General features: G+C 31.5%; 12 protein-coding genes. 11 read left to right on the top strand and 1 reads right to left on the bottom strand.

Translation table 4 applies throughout. The features are described from left to right. Window positions 1-57: 57 nt before the first annotated feature. Together hmw1 and rpsD are read left to right on the top strand one after the other, a co-directional pair. The gene (gene hmw1 / locus MG_RS01865) at window positions 58-3,477 is read left to right on the top strand and encodes a terminal organelle protein HMW1 (RefSeq protein ID WP_010869424.1); all 3,420 of its coding nucleotides are present in this window, start codon (window positions 58-60) and stop codon (window positions 3,475-3,477) included. A gap of 22 nt (window positions 3,478-3,499) precedes the next feature. Then, entirely contained in the window at window positions 3,500-4,117 is a 618-nt protein-coding gene (rpsD, locus tag MG_RS01860; protein WP_009885889.1) for a 30S ribosomal protein S4, read from the top strand. Between the two features lie 6 nt (window positions 4,118-4,123). Here the strand turns inward: rpsD and MG_RS01855 are convergent, their stop codons facing one another. Next, window positions 4,124-4,930: an alpha/beta fold hydrolase gene (locus MG_RS01855; RefSeq protein WP_009885888.1), complete on the bottom strand. Its 807-nt coding sequence runs from the start codon at window positions 4,928-4,930 to the stop codon at window positions 4,124-4,126. Window positions 4,931-4,983: 53 nt separating this feature from the next. Between MG_RS01855 and MG_RS01850 the strand changes: the two genes are divergently transcribed. The 9 genes from MG_RS01850 (at window position 4,984) to gap (ending at window position 20,443) form a co-directional block, all read left to right on the top strand. Further along, window positions 4,984-8,661 carry a DUF3713 domain-containing protein gene (locus MG_RS01850; RefSeq protein ID WP_010869423.1) on the top strand — a complete coding sequence of 1,226 codons (3,678 nt, stop codon included), beginning with the start codon at window positions 4,984-4,986 and terminating at the stop codon, window positions 8,659-8,661. A 6-nt stretch (window positions 8,662-8,667) separates the two neighbouring features. Then, window positions 8,668-9,900, top strand: coding sequence for a DEAD/DEAH box helicase (locus MG_RS01845; RefSeq protein WP_010869422.1), 1,233 nt, complete (start codon window positions 8,668-8,670; stop codon window positions 9,898-9,900). Next, a complete protein-coding gene (locus tag MG_RS01840; RefSeq protein ID WP_010869421.1) occupies window positions 9,885-13,418 on the top strand; it encodes a DUF3713 domain-containing protein in 3,534 nt (1,177 codons plus the stop codon). Before MG_RS01845 ends, MG_RS01840 begins: the two co-directional genes overlap by 16 nt. Further along, window positions 13,418-14,599: a lysylphosphatidylglycerol synthase transmembrane domain-containing protein gene (locus MG_RS01835; RefSeq protein WP_010869420.1), complete on the top strand. Its 1,182-nt coding sequence runs from the start codon at window positions 13,418-13,420 to the stop codon at window positions 14,597-14,599. Before MG_RS01840 ends, MG_RS01835 begins: the two co-directional genes overlap by 1 nt. An 87-nt stretch (window positions 14,600-14,686) precedes the next feature. After that, window positions 14,687-16,474: a molecular chaperone DnaK gene (gene dnaK / locus MG_RS01830; protein WP_009885883.1), complete on the top strand. Its 1,788-nt coding sequence runs from the start codon at window positions 14,687-14,689 to the stop codon at window positions 16,472-16,474. Between the two features lie 125 nt (window positions 16,475-16,599). Beyond that, on the top strand, window positions 16,600-17,412 hold the full coding sequence (locus MG_RS01825; protein ID WP_009885882.1) for an energy-coupling factor ABC transporter ATP-binding protein: 813 nt from the start codon (window positions 16,600-16,602) through the stop codon (window positions 17,410-17,412). Next, the gene (locus MG_RS01820) at window positions 17,394-18,467 is read left to right on the top strand and encodes an ABC transporter ATP-binding protein (RefSeq protein WP_010869419.1); all 1,074 of its coding nucleotides are present in this window, start codon (window positions 17,394-17,396) and stop codon (window positions 18,465-18,467) included. The genes MG_RS01825 and MG_RS01820 overlap by 19 nt, the downstream gene beginning before the upstream one ends. Further along, window positions 18,446-19,399, top strand: coding sequence for a CbiQ family ECF transporter T component (locus MG_RS01815; RefSeq protein ID WP_010869418.1), 954 nt, complete (start codon window positions 18,446-18,448; stop codon window positions 19,397-19,399). Before MG_RS01820 ends, MG_RS01815 begins: the two co-directional genes overlap by 22 nt. A 30-nt stretch (window positions 19,400-19,429) precedes the next feature. Then, on the top strand, window positions 19,430-20,443 hold the full coding sequence (gene gap, locus MG_RS01810) for a type I glyceraldehyde-3-phosphate dehydrogenase (RefSeq protein ID WP_009885879.1): 1,014 nt from the start codon (window positions 19,430-19,432) through the stop codon (window positions 20,441-20,443). The last annotated feature ends 1 nt before the right edge of the window (window position 20,444 follow it).

Here is a 20,444-nt window from a genome sequence, read left to right as displayed (position 1 = left end):
CGAAGCGATAAGTTTTATAATCAAGCTTGACTAAACTGGCATAAATAACTTTTCTTGATGGCTAAAAACAAGCAATCGGTTTTTGAAGAAAAAAACTATACCCAAACCGAACCTGAAAACATTTTTGGTGATCTTTATGATGGTAAATCCACTGTTGAAGAAGACCCTAATATTAAGGTAGCATATGATGCTGATGGTAATGGCTATTATATAGCTTTTAACAAAGAAACAGGGGTTTACTATGATCCTTATGGAGATACTGAATATGATATCTCCCAACTCTTTGATGAAAATGGGAATCCGTTTGTTTTTGATGAAAAGCAAGAAGAGAATGATTATTTAAAGTATGTTGGTAACCCTGACTATGGTTCTTATGATGAAAATGGTGAGTGGGTTTGATCTGGTTACTTTGAAAATGACCAGTGGATCTCCACTAAAGAATCTCAACCAACTGATGAAAACTATGGTTTTGACAGTGATTTACCACCAGAAGTAAAACAACCTGAATCAGTTGAAGATAACTATGGTTTTGATAACGATTTACCACCAGAAGTAAAACAACCTGAATCAGTTGAAGATAACTATGGTTTTGATAACGACCTACCACCAGAAGTAAAACAACCTGAATCAGTTGTTGACCAGCCTTCTTCAGATGATTATTTTGCAAAACAACCAACTGATGAAAACTATGGTTTTGATAACGACCTACCACCAGAAGTAAAACAACCTGAATCAGTTGTTGACCAACCTTCTTCAGATGATCATTTTGCAAAACAACCTGAATCAACAACTGATAGCTACAGCTTTGACAGTGATTTACCTCAACCAACCCTTGACCAACCTTCTTTAGATGATCATGTTCAGTACAACTTTGATCACCATGAAGAGCTCAAACCAGTTGCTGAAGAACAAAATAATTATCAAGTTGGATTTGATCAAGTTCAAGCTAATCTTGATAATAATGAGGAAATACAACCAACTGCTGAAAAAAAAGTAACTACTGATTTTGAAAGTAAACAAGCCCAAGTAGTTGATAGTTACCAATTACCAATTGATACAGATCAACAAGACCAAACAACTTTTTCTTCTTCATTTGAAACTCAACCAACAGTTGAGCAGTTTGATCAAGTAAATAGCGAAGTTAACGATCAATTCAAACCTGAAATAACTAAGGAGCCAGTTTTAGAAAGTAGTTTCAATAAACAAGATGTAGTTGAAACTAGTGACTTAAATTCTGAATCTAATCTTTACTCTGAAAACAACAAAGATGCAACTAACAATGATTCATTAAATTCTGAATTCATTCAACTTAATAGTAATAGTGAAACTGCATCTGATGATGTGCATTATGAAAGTAAATCTGAACCAATTCATGACTATAAATTTGGGAGTGATTTATCTCAATCAAACAGCAATAATTCGTTAGAGTCTGAACCTGTTAAGTTTAATAGTGAAACTGCACCTGATGCACACTTTGAAAGTCAATCTGAACCAGTTGATCAAGTTCAATACGACATTTATCAAAATGAAGAGCTAAAACCAACTCTTGACCAGCCTTCTTCAGATGATTATTTTGCAAAACAACCAACTGATGAAAACTATGGTTTTGATAACGACCTACCACCAGAAGTAAAACAACCTGAATCAGTTGTTGACCAGCCTTCTTCAGATGATCATTTTGCAAAACAACCTGAATCAACAACTGATAGCTACAGCTTTGACAGTGATTTACCTCAACCAACCCTTGACCAACCTTCTTTAGATGATCATGTTCAGTACAACTTTGATCACCATGAAGAGCTCAAACCAGTTGCTGAAGAACAAAATAATTATCAAGTTGGATTTGATCAAGTTCAAGCTAATCTTGATAATAATGAGGAAATACAACCAACTGCTGAAAAAGAAGTAACTACTGATTTTGAAAGTAAACAAGCCCAAGTAGTTGATAGTTACCAATTACCAATTGATACAGATCAACAAGACCAAACAACTTTTTCTTCTTCATTTGAAACTCAACCAACAGTTGAGCAGTTTGATCAAGTAAATAGCGAAGTTAACGATCAATTCAAACCTGAAATAACTAAGGAGCCAGTTTTAGAAAGTAGTTTCAATAAACAAGATGTAGTTGAAACTAGTAACTACACTAATAATTTACAGAAATTTGATATTCAGTCTGATAATAAGATAACTATCACTACCAAAAAAAGTTCACCCCAAATCCCTACAACTTTACCTATTAGTTTTGTATCCAACCGTATTGAATATAAACCAGTTGAAACTTTAGCTTTAGATAATAAAGAAAGTCAGCAAGAACAAATTACCATTAATTCCATAACTGAAGATTCCAAAACACTTGCAAAAACATTATCTGTCCAATTGCAACAAATTAATAGCTTAAATAATCAATCAATTGTTACTAGTGAATCAGTAAGACTCGATAAAAAAGATGATCAACTAACTATCAATACTGTTAATAGCGAAGACCAACAACCTAAAATTGAAGTTTTTGTCAAAGCAAAAGAACCTGTTGAAGAACACTCAATTACTCAAAATAAGCAATCGGTTGAAGATAAAAGTGAACTTGATAATTTCAATAAAAAATCAGATCTTTACAAGATTATTAGTGAATTGAAACGTGGTGAATTAAACCCTACAATTAACTTTGATGCAATCTTTCAAATGAATGATTATCAGATGTCTGTTAAACAATCATTTATCCATCTCAATGATTTTGTTACCAACTATAAGAACCAAATTAGTGAACGTTACTTAATAATTAAAAAGGAATTACAAAGTGAACTTTCCCGTTTAATTGATCAAAATGAGAACCTTAACGTTCAATTTAATAACGCTAAGAATCTAACAACACTTCAAAAAGAAGAAATGATCAGATCATTAGCTAGTGATTTTGCTATTGCTTACAAACCAAGTAATAGTTATGAACAACTGCAAAAATCTGGAGAAATTATGCGTCATGTTCAACGTGCTATCACTGAAAATGAAAAGAAGATAGAAAGCATTCAAGGTAGTTTAAAACAACTTAAAACTGTTTATAACTCTTGTTGTGAAACTATTATGAACAACATTAATAAGCTTGATAATACGCTCCGCTTTGCAAAGAAAGAAAAAGATCCTTTACTTTTAAGCAATTTTGATAGTGTAACAGATAATGGGTTAGTAGAACCTAATCAGTTAATGGATGATTTAATAGATTTTTCCAACACTTTTGATAACATCTCCAATGAACAGTTAGATGATTTTATCTATGAAAACATGGATCGTAACATCGATTTTGAATTTGAAGGTTTTAACAATGATTTTGTTGACATTGATGCCAAAGTAATGGATTCAATGAGTGCTTTTAGTGTTAATGATTTGGATATAGAAACACTAGTTCCTGATCGTACTTCCAATTTCAGTTCATTATTAGATGAAGACTTATTTGAAAGCAGTGGTGATTTTAGCCTTGATTATTAAGATAATTTAAAATCGAAAACACATGAAATATACTGGTAGTATTTTCAAACGATCAAGACGTTTAGGTTTTTCTTTACTTGAAAACAACAAAGAGTTTTCCAAAGGAAAAAAACGTAAATCTATTCCCGGTCAACATGGAAATAGGTTTCGTTCCTCAACTTTATCAGGTTATGCCCAACAACTCCAAGAAAAACAAAGGATGCAATACATGTATGGTATTACTGATAAACAATTTCGTAGGTTATTTCGCTTTGTTTTAAAACAAAAAGGTAACTTAACAGTTAATTTATTTAGAGTTTTAGAATCACGTTTGGATAACATAGTTTACAGAATGGGTTTTGCACCAACAAGAAAGAGTGCAAGACAAATGGTAAACCACGGTCATGTGATTTTAAATGATCAAACTGTTGACACCCCTTCAATCATCATTAATCCCGGGGATAAAGTCCGTTTAAAAGCAAGAATAACTAAATCCCCATTAGTTAAAAATTTTATTGAAAACAGTGTTATCTCATCATTTGTGGAAACCAACAAAAAGGCATTTGAAGGTACTTATATAAGATTCCCAGAGCGTAGCGAACTACCTGCTGGAATAAATGAATCTTACGTTGTTGAGTGATACAAGCGTTTAGTTAAATAAACTGCTTTAACTTATTAATTGAAAGAAATCATTAACTAAACTTAAAAACTTTTGTGGTTGTTCAAAGTAAGGGGTATGAGCCGCTGCTTCTATGGCTTTAAATTGAATTTGCTTATTGTTTAATGATTCATAATAAGCCTTGGATGGAAGGTACTTAATAATTCCATCCTGCTTACCATGGATTCACAAAGCAGGACAATTTAACTTTAAAAAAGCTGCATTGATTAAAACTATGTTTTGTTTGAGTGTAGAAGGTTCTAACATCACTTTAAGGCGTTGGTTTTGGTGAATTGATTTTTGCTTTTCTCTTTCACAATATTCTTTAAAGTTTGCCCCAAGTTTTTTCTCAATATTGTAAACAAGACACTTTTGAATAACAGCAAAATCACTATCAGGATCAGGAATGAGATTTTGAACAATATTTAAAGGAGTTTCAACAATAGCAGGATTTAATGGTGCTTCTAACAAGACTGCTTTATATTGATCACTGCTTAAATAGTTAGTTAAAGCAACTGCTAAACCACCGCCAATAGAATGACCAAATAAGATTACATCCTTTAAGTTATGTTTATCAAAAAACTGTTTTGTAATTTCCAATCAGTAACTAAATTCAAGTTGCTTTGGATTGTTAATAACACTATTACCATGCCCTGGGTAGTTAATGGCATAAAAACTGTATCTATTGAAATGACTTCTGAAACTAAGTTTGTTTGTTAAATTACCTGTAAAAGGATGAAAAAAACAGATCTTGCCAAGTTCATTTACCACAGGATCATTGACAAATTCAAGCCCGTTTTCTATTTCAAGTCGCATGTGGTAATAATAAAAATATAAATTTTAAAATTATTGAAATTTTTGACTGTGCAATGAAACGTTTTTTACACCGAGTAAAATGACCATTGCTGCTTTCAAGCATAGCTGTAAGTTTGGGAATTGTTGCTGTTGCCTGTGCACAACCAAACTCCAGAACCATTGAAAATCTCTTTAGACCCAGTAGTGCTTTTACTGATAAAAATGATGGTAGTATTAATGCCACACTTTATAAAGCACTTGAAAATAGAGAAGGACTAACGCAATATTTAACGATGCGCCTAGCGCCAGTATTGCGCAATTTTTATGAAGAAAATGTTGATGATGACATTAAGAGAAATTTAAGAACTTTTAATACTGATACAGACAATAGTTTTGTTAATCAAGAACAAAACTTAAGAAATCAGTATCGGGGTGATTATTTAGTTAGGTTACAAACTGATATTTTAGATAACACTGGTGGAAATCAAGCCAACTGAAAGCTCCGTGATGTTAACAACAAAATTGTTGATGATTTTATCAATAAGCTTTTTACAAAGAACTTTGTTGAATATGTTGATAAAAGTGTTGGCGTATTATCAACTCCATTAAAAGGTTTAATTGAAAACCAAAGTAATTGGAATAATATCAAAATACAAGCTAAGTTTGTTGATAAAAATAAAAGACTTAGGATCAATAATGATGCAGTTTATGCTGCCATTCAAGATAAATTATTAGATCAGTTCGTTACTAATGAAAACCCTAACTTAGTTTCAAGAGTAGTATTTACTAATGAAACTCCTAATGATGGGTTTGATAACTATTTTAATCCTGATCTAATTAAATCTCCAACCCCTTCCTATCAATTTCAAGTATTTAACAAATATAACCAACAAGATAACTCCATAAAAGGAGCAAATGGTTTTCATATCCTAGCTAGTAATTTACAAAGCTATGTAAATACTAACAATAAAACCATTGACATCCCTAATAAGTTTTCTAGTGATAGTGGTGGTAAATTGTTGTTAAAAGCTAGTGATATGTTTGATACCTTTGATCCTAGCTTTTCAGCAGCTTTTATCCAGGGCTATTTAGCTTTACAAAAAAAATCCAAAGGTGCAGAACAAACTGAATACACTAAATTAGAAAAAGATAAATCAATCATTGAAAATTTCTTTGTTGAAAATAATTCAGCTAAGGCTGCAATGAAAAGTGCAAGTAGTAGTTCACAAACAACTACTGTTCATAAAACAGATCTAGCTAAGATCTTTAAAGAAAATGAAACTACTAAATCAACAGATGTTTTTAAAGGTGAATATCAAAAAAAGTTCAGTAATGCTACTAGTACAAGTAACAGTGATAGTAGTAATAATTCTGCAATCGTTGATCTAAAAGAACTTAAAAAAGATAACAATAGTCAACCTGATTTAATCTTAGCACGTGGTAAAGATGGTATCCATCTAATGGGTGTTGATGGTGGTGGTTATTATCTCTCTGAATCAGGACGTGATGTAAATAAACAAAAACAATTCTTATTATTCCGTGCACTACAAACCAAATATGGCTTAATTGATACAAACACTACTTATGACTTTAAGTTGTTTGATGAAGTGAAAAAACACTTTGATAAGAACAGAGTTTTATTTTTATTTAATGCCCTTTTTAAATTAGTAGACAGCAAAGAAAGTAACTTTTTAAGTTTCCCTCAGTTTAAAAAGTTTAGTGATAGCATTATCACTGTTAAAAACGAGTTGAAGGATTTAGTTGAAAGTCAATATCAACAAATTGTTTTTAATGAAGTTGCTACTGCAGAAAACAAAGTTGCTTTAAAACTAGCAGAACGTAACCAACCTTTCATTGATAATGAGCGAAATAAACAAATATGGATGAACGGTTTAGCTGCTGTTTTACCTTATGAACAAGATAGTAAAACAGGACACTACAATGAACTTGGTATTTACTATAAAGACATCATTGATAAAGTTAGTTCAAATACAAGTAATAGTAATAGTAATAGTAATAGTAGTAGTAGTGATCCTTTTTCAAAAAAGATAATTGACAAGTTAAAAGAGAATAAAAAGAAAGTTGAAGCAGCAGTTAAAAAGCATGTTGATGAACTAAAAGTTTCGGTAATTCCCTCACCGCAATATTCACAAATTATCCTTGTTGATACCAAACTTTCATCTGATCCTAGAAACACTTCTCTAGCACTTAATTTAGCTTTAAATGCTGTTTTATCAAGTGATGAGTTACAAAATACCATTAGACGAGATTATTTTGTCAATGATGATCAGTTTAAACAAGCGATTGATTTAGATAAATTAACTTTTAAAAACTGAAACAGTCTCAATAATGAAAACTGAAATATCTTTAAATATACCTACCTATTTGATCTTTTTCAAAAACAAGCTAATCCTTCTATTTTTGGTAATGGTGTTAATGAAAGTTCAACTGATAATAAACCCAAAATTAATGGGGTTTTAGATAGTTTATACAACAGCTTAAACTTAGAAGAACGCTTGGATAGCAATGACTTAATCAATTACTATTCTTATCTTTATACAGTTCAATGGCTATTAAAAGATAACCTTAAAAACCTAAAACAGAACTTGCAAGCTAAACTATCAAGAACAACAAATAGTTTCTTGGTTTGAAGTTTAGCTAGTGATAAAGACAGAAATAATACTGCTAGTCAAGCAATGAGTGTAAGTTCTTCTAAATCTGTATTAGTAAAAATGGCTAACAACGTTGCTTCTCAAACTAATCAAGACTTTACCAAGCAAGAACAACAAAATCCTAACTATGTATTTGGTTCGAGTGCTTATAATTGAACCAACAACAAAACCCCAACAGTTAACAGTGCTGCAAATGATATTTCAAGTCTTTACTATACAAAGAACAATGGTAGTAGCAGTACATCATTAACTTTAATGCAAAAAAGTGCACAGCAAACCAATAACCAGCAAAGAAGGTTTGGTTTCCATGGTATTGTTACCAACACTTCATCCAACAACTTACCAGATGCAGTTAGAAATCGCCTCTTTACAAGTTTTGTTTCCCAATCTGAAAAATCAAGTTCTAATGGTGGTCAAGCACAATTACAATCTACTCAATCAAGTGGTAGTAATGAAACAATTTACAAAGGTGCTTTATTTAGTTTTGGTTCTCTAACAAAACTTATAGAAACAATTGATAACATCCCAACCCAAGCTGAGTTTGATGCACTTTATAACCATTTAACAAGTAACCTTAATATTAACGTTACTGGTGTTGATAGATCAAAATCCTTACAAGAACAAAAAACTAATTTGAAGAATTTTGCTAATTCAAACTTTAACAATACTCAAACTGTTCAATTAAAACAAGCTCAAAGTAAAACTAATAATAGTAACTTTAATGATGTGTTTAGTAGGTTTGAAGGGTATATAGGTACAAATAAAACCAGTAATTATAGCAGTTATAACTTTTTACAAGATAACCAGATCTATCATGCAGTTTATGCAAAACAGATTAACCTTGAAGATGTAAGTATGCTTGGTAGTGATAGTTTGAATAGTACAGATTCAAATAATTCAAAAAGACTTGATCTTTCACTTGAAGAATTTTTAAGTACAGTTGCGCTTGAAGCGCTTAATCCTAATAATCAAACCCAAGCTATTAATGCATTGATAGCAAATGCCAAAAATGGCTTAGTTAGAGTTGGTGATAACAGATTGTTTTCAGCAATCAGTTCACAGTGAGTGCGTAAATTCTAGTTTAAGATGCAATTTTCCTCTTCTATTAGGCAGTTTTTAGATAAGAAACGCATTGTTGAATTTACCAAAATTCAGCAAGCAGTTTTTAAATTATGACCATTCCAAAATATCATTGGTATTGCTGAAACTGGTAGTGGCAAAACCTTTGCTTATCTTTTACCTCTATTAGATAAGATTAACACCAGTTTAGATCAACCTCAAGCAGTTATTTTTGTACCAACCAAAGAGTTACAATGACAAATTATCAACATCTTAACTGAAATCAAAAAGTACTTTAAAACCTTTACTTTTGCCACTTCATTTAGTTCAAAAGCACAACTAATTGTTAGTTTACTAAACGAAAAATACCTTTTTACTAGCAAAGTTAGATACGTTGTTTTTGATGAAATTGACATGTTTTTAGAGCAAAGTTCAATCCAGCAGTGACTTGAATGTGTTCATCTTTTTCAAAAAGCAAAGCCCTTGTTTGCCTTTTTTAGTGCTACTTTATTCAATCAACAACTCCAAATAATTAAAAAACAAGTAATTAATACTAAAGTTATTAATCTCCATCCAAAGCAATGGATTCACCCCTTAGTTAAGCATTTTGTTGTTCATCTCAATACTGAAAACCGTTTTTCTGGTTTATTAGCCTTATTAAAACACCACCAAAATCAGCAAATTATTGTTTTCTGTTCTAATCAAAAATCTTTAAAACAATTAACACAATTGCTTTCAAATAACAATATTAGTTTTGGTTCAATTTATGGTAGTTTAACCTATCAAGAACGTAAAAATAATTTCACAAAAGCAACTAATAATAAATTGAAATTACTAGTTGTTTCTGATCTATTTTCACGTGGGATAGATTTAAATTATTTCAGTGTGGTGATTTCTTGAGATCTACCTAAAATTGATAGTTTTTACATCCACCGTTCTGGTCGTGTAGCACGACTTAACAGTTGGGGCAGATCATATCTTTTTTGAAATGACCAAAATCAAAGTAAATTAAATAAACTAATAGCAAAAGGAATTAAATTTCAAAACGTTAGTTTAACTAGTAATGGTGATTTGAAGTTTTTGACTGAAAATAACCAAAAAACTACCAAAAAACCGCTTTCAACTTTACAAATTAAGAAAATTAAAGCTATCAAAGCTAAATATAAAAAGGTTAAACCTAACTACAAAAAATACCAAAAACAACAGATTCAAAACCTTTTAATTAATAAGAAAAAACCAAGATCATGAAAAAACTTTTAAAAAAATCAAAGTTCTGGTGGTTTTTACTTTGTGGTTTGTCAGTAAGCACAATACTTGTAGCTTGTTCAACTCCAACAAACAGTGCTTTGCAAACAGTTTTTTCACCAACCTCAACTAATTTTTTTCATGGTCAAAAGGGTAGTTTAAAAGAAGGACTTATTACTGCTTTAAAAACTCCTTCAGCAAACAAACATTTTGTTATAGGACCACTTTTAAAAGCACTTGAGGCTTGGTATGAAAACAATGAAGACAAAGCCATAAACAAGTTTTTAAAAGACACTAAAAAGAATGTTGATGATCAATATAAAAATACTGTTAATGGGTTAATATCACCACCCAGAAACAGAGCAGTATTTATTCAACAAGATCTATTAGATAAAAGTGGTGGCAGTGAGGCTAGTTGAAAATCCCAACAACTTTTCAATCAACTTATTAGTGATTTTACCGCTAAATTATTCGCTAAGGATTTCTTAGTTTATAAACCTAATGGACAACTCTCAACTGGTCCTTATATCTATGATGAACTATCCCAACCTGAAAAATGAAAGGACTTTGGTTTTCAAGAACCACGTTTTAGTGAAACTAATGATGCATTGTTTGCAAAGTTACAAGCACAAATCTTTAATCTCTGGGTTGAATATACCGATCCTACTTTAATCAGTCAAGCTACTTTTAAATATGCAGCACCACAACAAGGTTTGGGTCAAGTTTACAACACTGAAAAACTAAAAGATAAATTAACCCCTTCTTATGCGTTTCCTTTCTTTCCTAAAGATGGGGAAATTCCTCAGAACCAGAATGTTGGCAACAAACGCTGAGAGCAGTTAATTGAGGGAAAAGACGGATTAAATACAGCAAAAACAGGTTTAGAAAAATACATCTTAGATCAAAATCAAGGCAACCTGATTGATTTTCCAACAACTCTTTCTGATAACACTCAAACCAAGCAAATAGTAGATAGTCTAAACATTGTTGATCAACTAGAAGCAGCTAATTTAGGTGCTAGTTTAAATTTAAAACTAGATCTTTTAAATCAAGATAAAGATCAACTTCCCACAATTAAAGAGCTTAATAAAGAACTTAACAATACCATTGTTGTTGAATCAACTAAAATTGAAAACCATACTAAGAGTAATACATTGTTCTGTGAACACAATACAACAGACAGTTCACAAAACAATTTAAAGAGTCTTATTAAAGATGCTTTTATAAGTTCTAATGATAGTTCCAATTTAGGAAAACTAGCAAAGCAAATCCACCAAACAACTACAAGTGATATGATGGTTTCAACTAAAGCTAGTTCATCAACAACAAGCAGTTATCTTGTTTGGGATGCAGCTATTCCTAATAACAAAACAAATAATGGTGCTAGCACTGTTAGTGCAAACTGTGCAAATGCTACTGTTCAAAATACAAGCCATAACTCTAATAACCAATTGAAGCTAAGACTAGTTAGAAACGGAGAGGGAGTTGCTGTAATTGGAATTGATGGAGGTAGTTATTATCTGACAAAAAATAGTAGTAGCAAAACTGAAAGAGACATTGAAAAGCAAAAGCAGTTTTTAATGTGAAGAGCTTTTCAAGCCAAAACAAACACCTTTAAAAACAGTTTATATTCCTTTAGTTTTCCATTAAATGAAACACTGAAAACTTGGTTTGAAAAAAATCAGGAATTAATATTAGTAAACGCACTAATAAATACTGATTTTCAAAAAAAAGATAAAGGTAGTGATGCGATGCAAAAAGCATTCAATGATTACAAAGAACTAATGCAAAAATTTGCACCAGTTGCATTAGCAACAAATGTAATCAGAGATTTGTTTTTACAAATGGATGCATTAGATAACAAACTAACAAGTAGAACAACTGAACTTAATACCAATGTTAACCAAATTAATCCAACCCCTTGGTTAAATGGCTTATCTTCCCATTTGCCATATGTTCGCAAGTCTGGTCATTATGAAAAACTCAATAACTATTTCTTGTTTTTAATTACTAAAACACTTTGGAAAAAAGTAGGTAGTGAAAAAATAAATATTAGTGAAAACAACAATAAGTTAAAAACTACAAAAGCTGATGTTGATAAGATAAGAGATGAAATTCTGAGCGACATAAATAACAAAGTAACAGAATTTGTTAACCAATTGAAAGTTACAGAAAAATCAAAACCTAACTTTAGCAACATTATTCTAGTTGATATTAACAATGATCAATCACTTACTAACAGTGCCAATTGGAGTTTAAATGCGTTGTTAGATGTAACAACTGTAAACCCTCTTTCCTTTGCATTGTTAAAAAATGCTTTTACTAGCAATCAACAGTTTGAAAAAGCTAAAAAGTTATTTGAAGAGATTAAATCTAAAAATGGATCTTCATCAACTTCATCAAGTAGTGATGCAGATAGTTTAGCTAAAGTAATTAGCAATTACTATTACATGACATGAAGCAAATTAACCAATAAAGCCATGTATGGTAATCCTAATAATGGCAATATTGATGAATTGTTTAAAAAAGCTTTTTTAGAGAGTGTTGATGAATCAGGTTTTAATGTTAACTTTAAAGCAGTTATTGACCATTATCGCTTCATTTTTACTTTGCAATGGTTAATTGAAAACAACCTAAAAAACTTTAAAGATATTTTACAAGCTAACTTAAAGTATGGTGAAATTGCCTATATTGCTTATGATAAGAATATTATCAGTAACAACACCAATAATCCTCAGGGAATATTTGGCTCTGTTTTTAACTATGAAAATGATGAACATGCTACAACAGCTAATGCCAACCAAACTATTGATCCTAATAATTTCTTTTTTAAAACCAAAACAAGTCCTAACACTACACCTGCTACTACGATGTTAAGCACCAGACAAGCAGTATCAACAAGTAATAATGGTACTTATGGTTTTACTGGTTTGAATACAACTAACAGTTCCATGTTAGAAAACAATACTAACCAGGCACTTTTAAACCATATCGCTGCCAATTCCTTAAAACAATATGGTTCAAAGGATGATCTTAAAAAATTTATTAGTGAAACAAAAGACCAATTAGTTTTAGATAACATTGCCCGACAGCTAAGTAGACTAACTCCAAGTAGTAGTAGTAGTAATGGCAAAACACTTTCAGCTTATTTTCAGGTCGATGCAATTAACAATTCTGCTTTAGATTTCAAAGCTAAACAAGCGTTGTTATTAGCTGTTTTAGACCAATATTCCAGTTATTTTAATTCATCAAATAGTCCAAGTATTTCAAAAAGAAGTACCCAAACCAACCAAAAATTTAGTGAATTTAACTTTGGTGGTGATAGTTACAACTATCTTCAGTTCACTAAAAGTGACATTGATTCACTTAGTTTAACAAGTTCTACCAATATTGAAAGTGATATAGTAGCAGCTTTAGTTTTATTTCAAGCTAGTGATACAGGCACCCAACAACTTGCTTTAAGTGCAATTGAAAAACCCCAATTTAGGATTGGTGATAAAAGAATTCAATCAGGCTTAAACTTGCTTAAGTAATGGCAAAGTTAACCACCAATACCTTTTTTAACACTAAAAACATCGTTGCTTTTAGCTTTTTTTTGGTTTTTCTAATCGTTATTAGTGTTATTGTTACTATCTTTTTTTTAGGTGTTAGTGTTGATGATGTGAAAACTATTATCACTGCAATTAACTATCAGAATTGGGGTTGGATATTTGTTGTTATCTTAGGGTTTTTAGTTTCAGTTTTGTGGAATGTAATCATTAATTGGTGGGTATCAAGGAGATTTTGTTTTTATGCTAGTTGGTGAGAGTGGTTATTATTTGGTTTTGTAGTACAGTTTTTTCAAATTGTAACCCCCTTATCACTAGGACAAGATCCATTTCGCTTGTATTGATTCATTAAAAAGGGGATGAAAAAACAAACTGCAGTTTTAATTGTCACTTCTACAGGAGCATTTTGAAATCTATCGCAAGCGTTAATAACTTGACCTTCTTTTTTTGTTCTTTCTAAAAACTATCAATTGTTAGCAAATAACCATAATAGCTTTGTCTCTTACTGACTAAGTCTTACTGGGATGATCTTTGATGTTGTTGTTGCTATCTTATTTATTGTTATTGCTTTCAATAAAAAGATGCATGTTTTGATCTATTCACTTGTAAACCAGTTTCGAAAGTGACTTAAACGTCCTTATTTAACTAAAGAGCAGATCTACCAACGTTTTATAGAAAAAGCTGAATTTAATAAGTTGTATGGAATTGAGATGCGAAGGTGAGGGTTAACAATCTTTAAATTACTAGCTAACATGGTTGTAGCAATTGTTTCCTACTTTAGTTTGTTTGGTGTTTTTATGATCACAAAAACTGTCAACACAACTAATAACGTTATTGATCAATACAGCTTAATTGATCTTTTTAACATTACTAATATTGCTGTTACCGCTTCTAACTTTATTCCAGTTGCTAGTGGGGAAGGTGCAACACAATTTGTGATGACTAGTTTTCTCAATGCATTCAAACCAACTGATCAATTCCTCCATGATCAGATTAAAGATGGTGTTTTTTTATGAAGACTTTTATCTGTTTATCTACCTGCTATTTTCACTGGGATTTGTTTTGTTGTGTGAATTGTTCAAGTTATATGGGAATTTAAAAAGACCGTTAATGTACCGTTGAAAACAGTTAACACTGTTAGCTTAGAAACTAAAAAAGATAAATAAAACAAACTTTAATTAGCACTTTTAGTGTTTGAGTGCTAATTTTTGTTTATAATTACTGAGTAATTGTTATTGATCTAAAAAAAAAGTATGAGTGCAGACAATGGTTTAATTATTGGCATTGACCTTGGAACTACCAATTCTTGTGTTTCTGTAATGGAAGGTGGGAGACCTGTTGTATTAGAAAATCCTGAAGGTAAAAGAACAACACCTTCCATTGTTTCCTATAAAAACAATGAAATTATAGTAGGTGATGCTGCTAAAAGACAGATGGTTACAAACCCAAATACCATTGTCTCCATCAAGAGGTTGATGGGTACCTCAAATAAAGTAAAAGTCCAAAATGCTGATGGTACAACTAAGGAATTAAGTCCTGAACAAGTTTCAGCGCAAATCCTTAGTTATCTTAAGGACTTTGCTGAAAAAAAGATTGGTAAAAAGATTTCAAGAGCAGTTATTACTGTTCCTGCATACTTTAATGATGCGGAAAGAAACGCTACTAAAACCGCAGGTAAGATTGCTGGTTTAAATGTTGAAAGGATCATTAACGAACCAACTGCTGCTGCTTTAGCTTATGGGATTGATAAAGCATCAAGAGAGATGAAAGTCTTGGTTTATGACTTGGGTGGTGGAACTTTTGATGTATCTTTACTTGACATTGCAGAAGGTACTTTTGAAGTACTTGCAACTGCTGGGGACAACCGTTTGGGAGGTGATGATTGGGATAACAAGATCATTGAATATATCTCAGCCTACATTGCCAAAGAACACCAGGGTTTAAACTTATCAAAAGATAAGATGGCAATGCAACGGCTTAAAGAAGCAGCTGAACGTGCTAAGATTGAACTTTCCGCTCAACTTGAAACGATTATTTCTCTACCATTTTTAACTGTTACCCAAAAAGGTCCTGTTAACGTTGAGTTAAAACTAACCCGTGCTAAGTTTGAGGAGTTAACAAAACCACTACTTGAAAGAACAAGAAACCCTATTTCAGATGTTATCAAGGAAGCTAAGATTAAACCTGAAGAGATTAATGAAATTCTTTTAGTTGGTGGTTCTACAAGGATGCCTGCAGTTCAAAAGCTAGTTGAATCAATGGTACCAGGTAAAAAACCAAACCGTTCTATTAATCCTGATGAAGTTGTTGCTATTGGCGCTGCTATTCAAGGTGGGGTTTTACGTGGTGATGTTAAGGATGTTTTACTTTTAGATGTAACTCCATTAACCCTTTCTATTGAAACTTTAGGTGGTGTGGCTACTCCTTTAATTAAGAGAAATACAACTATCCCAGTAAGTAAAAGTCAAATCTTTTCAACTGCTCAAGATAACCAAGAATCAGTTGATGTGGTTGTATGTCAAGGGGAAAGACCAATGTCTAGAGATAATAAGTCATTAGGAAGATTTAACTTAGGTGGTATTCAACCAGCACCTAAAGGTAAACCCCAAATTGAGATTACCTTTAGTTTGGATGCCAATGGGATCTTAAATGTTAAAGCTAAGGATTTAACCACGCAAAAGGAAAACAGTATTACCATTAGTGACAACGGTAATCTTTCTGAGGAGGAGATCCAAAAGATGATCCGTGATGCTGAAGCTAACAAGGAACGGGATAACATCATCCGTGAACGTATTGAATTACGTAATGAAGGGGAAGGTATTGTTAATACCATCAAAGAGATATTAGCAAGTCCTGATGCTAAGAATTTCCCTAAAGAAGAAAAAGAGAAGTTAGAAAAGCTAACAGGTAACATTGATGCTGCTATTAAAGCTAATGACTATGCCAAACTCAAAGTGGAAATTGAAAACTTTAAGAAGTGAAGAGAAGAGATGGCAAAAAAATATAACCCAACTGGTGAACAAGGTCCACAAGCAAAATAACCTGTTCATATAGAACATATTCCAAATAAAAAAGAGCAGCACAACAGCTGCTTTTTTGTTTTTTATCTACCAAAAAACAGATTTTTAGCTCTGACTTATTTTTAAAATTTATAAATAAGCTTAGTTTGCTACAAGTTAAAAACCTCAGTTTTAAATACCCAAAACACCAAAACAATGTGTTAAATCAGATTAGTTTTAATGTTCAAGATGGGTGTCATTTAGCAGTAATAGGTCATAACGGTTCAGGTAAATCAACCCTAGTTAAACTCCTTGGCGGATTTCTAAAAGCTAAAAAAGGAACTATCTTTTTCAATGATAAGGAGTTGACTTCTGTTGGTTTTAATAAGATTGGAATCTTATTACAAGACCCTGATGTGCAATTACTTGCTGATACACTCCACCAGGAATTGATTTTTACTTTGGAAAACCATGGAGTTTTAGCTAGTGAAATGGATAAGATTATTAATGAAGTTTTAACTGTTGTTGAATTGAAAGATAAACAATTTACACCACTTAAAAAACTTTCATTTGGTGAAAAACAACGTGCTGTTTTTGCTTGTTTATTGGCTGTCAAACCACAAATTTATCTGCTTGATGAGGCATTTAGTATGCTTGATAATAAGATCAGCAATAAACTTAAAAAATTTGTGTTTGATACCATCAAAAAACAAAACAAAATAGTTATCAATATTACCCATGATTTTAATGATCTGTTTCTAGCAGATGAGATTATCTTTTTAAGTAAAGGATCGCTAATTAAAAAGTTTGCTCCTGAAGCGATATATGAGCAGCTTGATTTGTTTCATAACCACCACTTTAATCTCCCTTTTCCACTTTTATTGGCCCATAAGGTGGCTAAACAAATAAACAAAAAAACACCAAGTTTAAGTTTTGAATTGAATGATGTAGTTAACTGGATATGCAAACACCTCAAATAAAACTAGATTTAATTGAACAAAAATACCATCTTCAAGCTCAAAAAGCGAATCTTAAACTAGCAAAATTAGATTCAAAAAAACTGTTTTCTTTTTATAAAAAGGTTGATAAAATCATTAATCCTTTTTACTTTTTAAACAGTAAAAAAAGCATTCCATTTTTTAATAGCAAATTACTGAACATTGAACAAGATCCATTGTTTTTTAACAATATTAGTGTCTTTGTCAATAAGCATAATGATGGTCAGATCATTAAATGTTGTTCAGGGGTAATAGAACCTAATAAAATTACAGTTATTTTTGGTGAAAGTGGTAGTGGTAAAACTACACTAATAAAACAGTTAGGTTTATTTGAAAAACCTAGTTTTGGCTATATAAATTGTGCTAATTATTGTTATTTTGCAAACCAATACCAACAAAAGATAACAAAAAACTTTAAGCAAAAAATTGGTTATATTTTGCAAAAAGCAGAAGATCAGTTTTTTTGTGATTCTATTTTAGAAGAAGTTTTAACAGGAGCAGTGAACCTTAAACTTTGTCATAAAAAAGATGTTAATTATGCCAAAAAATACCTTGATCTATGTGGATTGGAAAACATCCCGTTAATAAAAAATCCCATTGAATTAAGCGATGGACAGAAGAAGCGTTTGGCATTAGCTAGTGTGTTAGCAATGCAAGTTAAGTTTTTAATCCTTGATGAACCTACTGTTGGGTTAGATCAAATGGCGATTAGCAACTTAAGCAAAATGCTAGTAGCAATGAAACAAACAACAAGGATTGTTATTGTTAGCCATGATGTTGATTTTATCTTTGAAACTGCTGATAAAATCATCCATCTCCACCAGGGAAAGATAATTCATCAAACCACTGTTAATGATTTTTTTTCAAACACCAGTTGGTTGATGCAATATGGAATCACCCCTCCAGTAATTATCCAAGCAGTTAAGATGTTTAATGAAAAGGGAATAGCTTTTAAAAACCAAGCAGAAATTAAAAACCTTGATGATCTTATTAGTGAACTAAAAAACTTATTTTCATGCAAAAAACCAGTTTTTTAAACAAAATTGACCCACTTCTAAAATTGTGGTTTTGACTAATTAGTTTAGTTGTTGCTTTTCTACCGCTAGGATTATATGGTCTTGTAATTATTAACTTAGTTTTTTTAACCCTAGTTGTAATTAGTGAGAAAAGGGTTAAAAGTGCATTAATTATTTTGAGTTGGATGTTATTTTTCTTGTGGTTTAATGTAATTGTTAACGGTTTTATCTTTTTACCAAATACTGCTTTAAGCGTTGATCAGAACCATAATTTTTTAGGAAGTTTTATCTATTCAGGTGGTAATAATTTTGGTGGTGTTAGCTGGTGAAGTTTTAATCTACGTTCATTTTTACGATCCTTTGTAATTGCATTAAGGATTAGTATGCTTTTCAGTGCTTCTTTTTTACTGACAACTTCAAGTTCTATCTATGAATTGGCTTGAGCAGTTGAGAGGTTTTTTAAGTTTCTTAAGTTATTTCATATTAAGGTTCAACCAATTAGTATCTTGCTTGCAGTTATATTTAAATTACTCCCAACTGTTAAAAGTGAAATTATAAGAATTAAACAAGCTCAAGCTACTAGAGGTTTTATCTATAACAAGTGTTCGTTTTTAAATCCTTTCAAGATTAAAACCCTTTTTATTCCCGTATTACTTTCAACAGTTAAAAAAACAGAAACAACAGCGTTTGCTCTACAAGCTAAAGGTTATGATTTAAATAACACTAACAGAACTCATTATCCTTTAAAATACAACTTATTAAACGGGGTATTTTTATTAGTGGGTTTACTTTTATTTAGTATTTTATTAATTGCTAATAACTGGAATTTAGTTTACTGAGAAAATCCTAATTATAGTTTCAATTTTGATAAGCAAAACTTTATTTTTTTAAGAGCAATTAATAGCAATAATTTGCTGTATTTTTGACAGATAGAATTAATTGCAATAGGCTAAAGTATTAAAATCTAATTATTAAATTAAAGTATGGCAGCAAAGAATAGAACCATTAAGGTTGCAATCAATGGTTTTGGAAGAATTGGAAGACTTGTTTTTCGTTCTCTTCTCAGTAAGGCAAATGTTGAAGTTGTAGCAATTAATGATTTGACCCAACCTGAAGTTTTAGCGCACCTGTTGAAATATGATTCAGCTCATGGTGAATTGAAAAGAAAGATTACTGTTAAACAAAACATCTTGCAAATTGATAGAAAAAAGGTTTATGTTTTTAGTGAAAAAGATCCCCAAAATTTACCTTGGGATGAACATGATATTGATGTAGTAATTGAATCAACTGGTAGGTTTGTAAGTGAAGAGGGTGCTTCTCTCCATTTAAAAGCAGGTGCTAAAAGAGTAATTATTTCCGCACCCGCTAAAGAAAAAACTATCAGGACAGTTGTTTACAATGTTAATCACAAAACCATTAGTAGCGATGATAAGATCATCTCAGCAGCTAGCTGTACTACTAACTGTTTAGCACCATTAGTTCATGTACTTGAAAAGAACTTTGGGATTGTTTATGGAACGATGCTAACAGTTCATGCATATACTGCAGATCAACGCTTACAAGATGCTCCTCATAATGACTTACGTCGTGCTCGTGCTGCAGCTGTTAACATTGTGCCAACAACAACAGGAGCAGCTAAAGCAATTGGGCTTGTTGTTCCAGAAGCAAATGGCAAACTTAATGGGATGTCACTCCGTGTTCCAGTGTTAACTGGTTCTATTGTAGAGTTAAGTGTTGTACTTGAAAAAAGTCCATCTGTTGAACAAGTAAATCAAGCCATGAAGCGATTTGCTTCCGCTTCTTTTAAATATTGTGAAGATCCTATTGTATCTAGCGATGTGGTAAGTTCTGAATATGGTTCAATTTTCGATTCTAAACTAACCAATATTGTTGAAGTTGATGGCATGAAACTTTATAAGGTGTATGCATGGTATGATAATGAATCTTCCTATGTACACCAACTAGTGAGAGTAGTTAGCTATTGTGCTAAGCTCTAAT

Origin of the sequence: Mycoplasmoides genitalium G37 (genome assembly GCF_000027325.1) — a bacterium.
Taxonomy (GTDB): Bacteria; Bacillota_I; Bacilli_A; order Mycoplasmatales; family Mycoplasmoidaceae; genus Mycoplasmoides; species Mycoplasmoides genitalium.
The sequence above is the reverse complement of the archived record's forward strand: the minus strand, read 5'-3'. Positions and strand labels throughout refer to the sequence as shown.